General features: G+C 42.6%; 4 protein-coding genes. 1 reads left to right on the top strand and 3 read right to left on the bottom strand.

Annotation, left to right across the window (positions count from 1 at the left end):
• Positions 1-569: Mce/MlaD family protein (locus K4A83_RS06110; RefSeq protein ID WP_265263559.1), on the top strand; the 569-nt coding region annotated here is incomplete at its 5' end.
• Between the two features lie 385 nt (positions 570-954).
• Here the strand turns inward: K4A83_RS06110 and K4A83_RS06105 are convergent.
• From K4A83_RS06105 to K4A83_RS06095, 3 genes are read right to left on the bottom strand one after another with little or no spacing between them, the layout of a single operon-like run.
• Positions 955-1,686 (bottom strand): class I SAM-dependent methyltransferase, encoded by a 732-nt coding sequence (locus K4A83_RS06105; RefSeq protein ID WP_265263558.1) that lies wholly within the window; start codon positions 1,684-1,686, stop codon positions 955-957.
• A 35-nt stretch (positions 1,687-1,721) separates the two neighbouring features.
• Positions 1,722-2,714: an Rpn family recombination-promoting nuclease/putative transposase gene (locus K4A83_RS06100; protein ID WP_265263557.1), complete on the bottom strand. Its 993-nt coding sequence runs from the start codon at positions 2,712-2,714 to the stop codon at positions 1,722-1,724.
• A 22-nt stretch (positions 2,715-2,736) separates the two neighbouring features.
• Complete coding sequence (locus K4A83_RS06095) at positions 2,737-3,717, bottom strand: Rpn family recombination-promoting nuclease/putative transposase (RefSeq protein WP_265263556.1); 981 nt, start codon at positions 3,715-3,717, stop codon at positions 2,737-2,739.
• Positions 3,718-3,950 lie beyond the last annotated feature (233 nt).

Raw genomic sequence — 3,950 nt, 5'->3', positions numbered from 1 at the left:
ACATCCAACAAGAAATCAATCCTCTTGTTACACAAATAGGAGAAGTTACCACATCTCAGCAACAACTGGTGACGACAGTAGATAATCTCCAACAAGAAATCAATCCTCTTGTTACACAAATAGGAGAAATTACCACATCTCACCGACAACTGGTGACGACAGTAGATAATCTCCAACAAGAAATCAATCCTCTTGTTACACAAATAGGAGAAATTACCACATCTCACCGACAACTGGTGACGACAGTAGATAATCTCCAAAGTGAGTTCACCACTCAACAGCAACAACAGGGAGATTGGACAATTTCACAAGCACAATTAATAGATTGTGTCAAGAAGCTCGAACAAACTTTAACTAAAAAATATGATGAGTTTGACCTGAGAATTGTTCAGCAAAATAGTCAATTTGAATGTCAGATTCAACCACTTTTAAACTTGCAAGACAGGTTAAATCAGATTGAATCAAACATTGTTCATTTGCAGTCTATGGAGCAAATCGTGGTTCGCAGTACAACCCCGTCTAAACCAAAATCTGCGGCTGTTTATACTCGATATTGGAGTCAGTCTTAGTCTATATAGCGTTTCCATTTGAGTTTTGTAATCTACAGGGGAAAGCAAAGGGAACAGGGAACAGTATACAAGGGTGACAAGGAGCTTGAAGTATTATGAGAAACTTCTCTGGGAGTTTCTCAATGATTTGGAAACACTATAGGTGGTCTGTGAGTTGTTGGGTTGTGCTGTCGCTTCACCCAACCTACAAGTCGCGAAACAACTGATAATTAACAATTATTAATTATTGATTATTAATCATTTTGTTGGGTTGCGCTGTCGCTTCACCCAACCTACAAGTCGCGAAACAATTAACAATTATTAATTATTGATTATTAATCATTTTGTTGGGTTGTGCTGTCGCTTCACCCAACCTACAGATGGCATCTAAAAAAACAAACAGGTTTTAAACTTTTTCCAAGACAAAAAACTGATAGCCATACCAGTCCTTATACTGGCGATACATCTCAATTTCTTGGGCTTCTTGGGCTATAATTCGTAGTGCTTCCTCATCCTGAGCATACACCTGGCCTAATTCTTCCAGCCTTATCTCTAGAGGTTGATAATAATTCCACCATGCCGCCTCGGGCAAGACAAAAGAGGCTAACACCTGATACCCCCACTGGGGAATCTGTGCCAGGAGGGCATCCCTTGCCTGCATTCCCGGATAGTTTACGCCCCAAAATTGGGCAACTTCTGCTGGGGGATTGGCACGCAACCAAACCAATTCACTTACTACTAAATACCCTTGGGTTTTCAGGAGAGAACGCCAATTGTTTAACCCCTGTTCAAAACCCATGATATAAACTGCCCCTTCAGACCAAATTAAATCAAAGGACTGAGGAGGAAAAGAGAGGCTGTCCATACTTTGGTTAACACAGTGAACGCGCTGTTCATACCCTTGTGTTTTGACCTTTACCCGTAACTCTACTAAAAACGGCTCATGGGTATCTACTGCTGTAATTTTGCCATCAGTACATTGAGCTAATGTGAGGGTATGAGAACCTGGTCCGCACCCAATATCCAGAATATTAGGATGTTCTAAAGGAGGCAACAGTCCTAAAGCTTGTCGAGTATATTCTTCCCCTCCCGGACTTTCTCGGGTGAGGTTGGTGTGAATTTCAAAGAAAATATTCATCGTCTAATTTTCTGCGGTTTAATAATTGATGAGGACTAACCGTTTTCTTTTAACCAGTTTATTAAGGCTTCAATGCTCTGAAAATCAAACATAGCAAGTCCCAATGTTTCCAATTGAGCAATGGTTAGTTGAGTAATTTGCTCGATTACACTGGGGTCTAAGGGTCTAAAACGTTGGCTCAGTTGAAGAATTAGTAATTGGGCTAATCCTTCTTGTCGCCCTTCTTGTCGTCCTTCTTGTCGCCCTTCTTCCCGCCCTTCTTCCCGTCCTTCTTCCCGTCCTTCTTCCCGTCCTTGTTTAATTCCTTCTTCCATCCAACTGGTGACAATTTGCATCACTTCCTCCTTTTTATTCGGCTCGATTTGCTCTAATTCTTGATTGAATATTTCAGTTTCGGCTGCATTTAATCTTAAATAGGTGTCCACAAAACCAGAAATCAACTGCATTCTTGCTGGGTCTAGTTTCAGGCTGGCTAGTAACCTTAAACACTCTAATTTTACTCGCGGTCTATCTTCTGGAGCAATGTCCATTTTCGCCATTAGGGCTGAGGCTACTGGGTTTTGGGATGTGAGAAAATCCCGCCAATTCAAGCGATTTAACTGAATCACTCGATAGTTAAAGGTTAACACATCCCACTGGGGAAAGCTAATTTTATAGCTTTCCTGGGCGGCTTTTTTCGGTTTGTCGTAGGAGAAAATGACTATGGGATAAATCGGGAGGTTGAATTTTTCGTGCAGTCGGGCAAAGTAACGAAACATTCGCCGATTGAAAGCGGTATCAGGAGAGCCTTGATTTTCCAAATGAATGAGTAAGTAGGAGTTGTTATCTGCTACTTTGACTTGAGCGATTAGGTCGGTTTCGTAGCGTTCTCCTAGGGTGACATCGGTGAAGAGTTCTTTGTCTAAAAAGGTGACAGAATTGGGGTCGATGTATTGGTAAAGGTCAGGAAAGAACAGTTCGACAAACTCGACGAAGAAGACGGTGAGTAGTTCTTTAAATAGGCGGTCGTGGTCGATGGTTTCTGTCATGTTTTAGCACCTAAGTTCAGAACTAACTGTTTTCTTTTAACCAGTTTATTAAGGCTTCAATGCTTTGAAAATCAAACATAGCAAGTCCCAATGTTTCCAATTGAGCAATGGTTAGTTGAGTAATTTGCTCGGTTACACTGGGGTCTAAGGGGCTAAAACGTTGGCTCAGTTGAAGAATTAGTAATTGTGCTAGTCCTTCTTGTCGCCCTTCTTGTCGCCCTTCTTGTCGCCCTTCTTCCCGTCCTTCTTCCCGTCCTTCTTCCCGTCCTTGTTTAATTCCTTCTTCCATCCAACTGGTGACAATTTGCATCACTTCCTCCTTTTTATTCGGCTCGATTTGCTCTAATTCTTGATTGAATATTTCAGTTTCGGCTGCATTTAATCTTAAATAGGTGTCCACAAAACCAGAAATCAACTGCATTCTTGCTGGGTCTAGTTTCAGGCTGGCTAGTAACCTTAAACACTCTAATTTTACTCGCGGTCTATCTTCTGGAGCAATGTCCATTTTCGCCATTAGGGCTGAGGCTACTGGGTTTTGGGATGTGAGAAAATCCCGCCAATTCAAGCGATTTAACTGAATCACTCGATAGTTAAAGGTTAACACATCCCACTGGGGAAAGCTAATTTTATAGCTTTCCTGGGCGGCTTTTTTCGGTTTGTCGTAGGAGAAAATGACTATGGGATAAATCGGGAGGTTGAATTTTTCGTGCAGTCGGGCAAAGTAACGAAACATTCGCCGATTAAAAGCGGTATCAGGAGAGCCTTGATTTTCCAAATGAATGAGTAAGTAGGAGTTGTTATCTGCTACTTTGACTTGAGCGATTAGGTCGGTTTCGTAGCGTTCTCCTAGGGTGACATCGGTGAATAGTTCTTTGTCTAAAAAGGTGACAGAATTGGGGTCGATGTATTGGTAAAGGTCAGGAAAGAACAGTTCGACAAACTCGACGAAGAAGACGGTGAGTAGTTCTTTAAATAGGCGGTCGTGGTCGATGTTTTCTGTCATGTTTTAGCACCGAGTTGACATCCTCCCCGGCCTAAAGGCACGGGGATTCCCAGTCTGTCCACATTAAGTGGACTCCTGATGGGTAGACAGACAAGCAACCGCCCCGGATTGGGGTCTAACACTGCTTAACGCCTGTCCATTCAGGTCGGCAAGCCCTGCCGCCATAATATTTACACTGGCATTCACATCCCGGTCTTGTTCTGCACCACAGTTGAGGCACAGTACCGACCGCA

Source organism: Spirulina subsalsa FACHB-351, assembly GCF_026130165.1.
Taxonomy (GTDB): domain Bacteria; phylum Cyanobacteriota; class Cyanobacteriia; order Cyanobacteriales; family Spirulinaceae; genus Spirulina_A; species Spirulina_A subsalsa_A.
This window is presented reverse-complemented; position numbering and strand designations above follow the sequence as displayed.